Source organism: Marivita sp. (assembly GCF_020055635.1).
GTDB lineage: Bacteria > Pseudomonadota > Alphaproteobacteria > Rhodobacterales > Rhodobacteraceae > Marivita.
This window is the reverse complement of the sequence record NZ_JAIPUT010000152.1, coordinates 1-3,301: the sequence shown is the minus strand read 5'-3', so window position 1 is coordinate 3,301 and position 3,301 is coordinate 1. Positions and strand designations below refer to the sequence as shown.

Sequence of the window (3,301 nt, the reverse complement as noted above, 5' to 3'; positions counted from 1 at the left end):
CCTCCCGGCCTTGTTCAAGACCGGCAGAATGCCGTTACATCGCAGACGATGACCAACCGGCCCCAAGCCCTCCCGGAGTTGTCCGTGAATTAGCGAAACGCGCAGTTTCAGACCGCAGCACTTAGCCTTCTTATTTGCGGCGCCGTGGACGCCCAGGCCATGTCTCTTGCGTCCGCCCATACGGAAACGGAGATTTGGGCCTGATTGCTGGAGGACAGATAGGCTGGAGTGATGCCGACAACACGAATCCGAAGCGGGGCGCCCGAGTGGAGGACTGGCAGGATCAACTGTGCCACCTCTTCGTCCAGGGTGCCGATCAGAACCGGGCGCAGCCCTGTCAACAGCGATGTCCATCGCCTTGGCGGCCGCGCGTAGACTGCAGCGGTTTGGTCCGCCGAAAGCGAGACCTGGACCGGGTCATTGGGCGAAAGCCAGGCCGGAACCCGGGTCACGACCAACTCGGTTTTGTAGATCAAGGTCTGCATTCAAGTCCCTTTTCTTGTTTCAGGGCAGTCGGGCCCTGCATTTTCGGTTCCGGAAACCGTCAGCGACCGCGGTGACGCCGGCGTTGCTGAATCTCGTGAGTCTGGCCCGAAAATACCTGGGAAATGGGTCCATTTTGAGACTGCGCCGCGCATTTCGCCTGTGTCCGATAATGCAAGATTACTGGACATATTCAGGACCAGACAGGCGGGGCGGATTGCGTGCTGTTTTCCGGAAGAAAGCGCCGTGCACAGGTGGCGATCCTGCACGGCATTTGCCCGGCTGGACCGTTCAGCCAAGTAGAGCCAGAGTAGAAACTAATGACTGGCCAAGTAGAGCAAGTTGAACTCGAGTAGAACCAGATGAACAGGGCCTGGATGACCATCAGTCATCAGGGTGGGTTTAGGTCTGGAGCCCCCAAGAGCACGATGCTGATCCGGGCGATGACGATCATCATGGATAACGGTCTGTCCAACGCCCTGCATCTGATGACCTGGAATATCGGGCCGATCGAGATGGCACGGGGTCTGACAGCCAAGTTCCTTGAGACGAGCCAGTATGTGAAGAACGAGGAGCGGAAACTGGAGCTGACGGCCGAGCTGGCTGCCTATCTGGATGACACAAGCAAGTCCCGGAGGATCAAGGCAGAGCTTCAGGCGATCGAGGATGCCAACAGGAAGCTGTCGATCTGGCCACTGATCCAGGCTGGGGAGTTCAGCACGATCTCTGAGGGGCTCACTGAGGCGGATGTCGCCATCAGCAATGGTGATCTGGCCGGATATATCGACAAGCTCACTGACAAGCTTCCCAGTGGCGTGAAGACGCTTGCCAAGAACGTGGCCATCACCAAGGACACGGCTCTGTTCCAGGGATTGAACCGGGCCTTGCAGTACGGGGATCTGGCTGGCTCCCCTGCCCTTTTCCCTGCTGGTTCAGTCTTTAGAAGAGTTTAGCCGGAACTGGGGTTGCCAGCGTTTAGGTCTCTACTTCGAAGTTGAACTGTTCCGGCGTCCGACGGGAGGCTGTTTCGCCAGTGTTTGTCCCCTACCCCGGTGAGCGACGGCTAAAGACACCCGAAACCCTGACATGTTGGCGGAAGTTGAACGCGTGTTCATAGGCAAGCTCAGGGCGTTGAACAGAAGTTCGTGGTGATCAACGAAACACTGAACTGTGCAGGTTTTCCTAGAGAACTTTGGAACGTCTGAAGCAAGATTCCTTTTGTGCAAATGTGGTAATGTGGGTTTGTGGTACGGCCCTTTAAGCGATCAGAGGAGTTAAAATAGAGTTATATAAGAGTTACAGGTCGGAAAACTGTCTGTAACCGGTTGAATTAACGCGATTTCTCAGACTGTCCGGTGTGTGAAATGACGAAGATTGGTGTGTGAAATGACGAATCCCGGTGTGTGAAATGACGAAAGCATGGGAAAGTTATCCACAGGTCTTCGGTGTGTGAAATGACGAGTCTTGACGGGCGGTGTGTGAAATGACGATAATGCTGCATGGTGTGTGAAATGACGAATGATGACCGATTCCGGAGGTGTGTGAAATGACGAACTTGCGCTCGCCCCTTCTGCCGGACCGTCATCCGCAAAAAGACCTGTTCGTCTGTGACATCATCGATGCTGTTCCCAAGGGGGATATGGCGTCGATGGAGCATCCTGTCTTCACGCTCTCGACCAAGCCTGATTTCAAACCCAGGCGCTATGAGCGCGGCGACAATTTTATCGAAGTCTCCCCTTCACGTTATGGACTGGCGACCGTCCATGATCGGGATGTGCTGATCTACTGCATCAGCCAGTGCATGGCTGCATTGAACGAAGGTAGGCAGGTGACGCGGTCGCTGCGCTTCAAGGCCCATGATTTGTTGGTCGCAACCAACCGCCAGACCTCCGGACAGGGCTATCAGCTCTTGAAGGATGCGTTGCGCAGGCTTCAAGGCACACAGATTGAGACGAACATCCGCCAGGGCGGAAAGGAGTACTACAGGGTTTTTGGGCTGATTGAATCGGCTGAGATCGTCCGTGAAACCCGTGATGGTCGGATGCTTGATGTCGAGATCACCCTCTCAGACTGGGTGTTCGATGCGATTGAGAACAATCATGTTCTGACGCTCAACAAGCATTATTTCTTCCTGCGCAAGCCTCTGGAGCGACGCCTCTACGAGCTTGCCCGCAAGCATTGCGGGTCACAAAAACGGTGGTCGTGTGGGTTGGAGTTGTTGCGCGACAAATGCGGTTCTGGATCGACAGTGAAAGAATTTCGGCGATTGCTGACCAAGATCATCGAGGATGATAACGCGCATGACCACATGCCGGATTATCGGATGACGATCGAAGGCGACAACGTCGTGTTCCGTCCAAAGGCCGAAGAAGCTGTCGTCGCCCCTCCCCTCCAAGCTCTTCGTCTTCGCAATCTCGATACGCATGACCAGGCACGACGCCTTGCTCCTGGGTGGGACATCTACAATCTGGAAGATGAGTGGCGGTCATGGGTTCATGACAAGGCGATTGTAGTCAAAGACCCTGACAAACACTTCCTGTCCTTCTGTAAGAAACGTGGGCCGTACACAAATGGGTAACTGCACAAATGTGGGTTTGTGTCTTTACACATCCCCACGAATGTGATCGGATCAAGCTATGATAATTTCGTTCCTCAATCAAAAAGGCGGTGTGGGTAAAACCACCCTCTCCGTCAATGTTGCGGCAAGTCTTGCCAAGCGTGGCGACAAGGTCTTGCTGATTGATGCGGATAAGCAGGGATCAGCATCAGCCTGGGCTGCACTCAGGCAGGATGCGCCCTTCCAGGTGGTGAGCCTTGC

Annotated in this window: 4 protein-coding genes; 3 read left to right on the top strand and 1 reads right to left on the bottom strand. The window is 54.8% G+C overall.

The window, feature by feature from the left end; translation table 11 throughout:
* Window positions 1–107: 107 nt before the first annotated feature.
* Complete coding sequence (locus LCF60_RS23925; protein WP_292295037.1) at window positions 108–485, bottom strand: hypothetical protein; 378 nt, start codon at window positions 483–485, stop codon at window positions 108–110.
* Window positions 486–860: 375 nt separating this feature from the next.
* Between LCF60_RS23925 and LCF60_RS23920 the strand changes: the two genes are divergently transcribed.
* The 3 genes from LCF60_RS23920 to LCF60_RS23910 form a co-directional block, all read left to right on the top strand.
* Entirely contained in the window at window positions 861–1,436 is a 576-nt protein-coding gene (locus LCF60_RS23920; protein ID WP_292295036.1) for a hypothetical protein, read from the top strand.
* A 593-nt stretch (window positions 1,437–2,029) separates the two neighbouring features.
* Window positions 2,030–3,061, top strand: coding sequence for a replication initiator protein A (locus LCF60_RS23915; protein WP_292295035.1), 1,032 nt, complete (start codon window positions 2,030–2,032; stop codon window positions 3,059–3,061).
* Between the two features lie 58 nt (window positions 3,062–3,119).
* A partial coding sequence (locus LCF60_RS23910; RefSeq protein WP_292295034.1) for a ParA family protein occupies window positions 3,120–3,301 on the top strand: 182 nt, incomplete at its 3' end.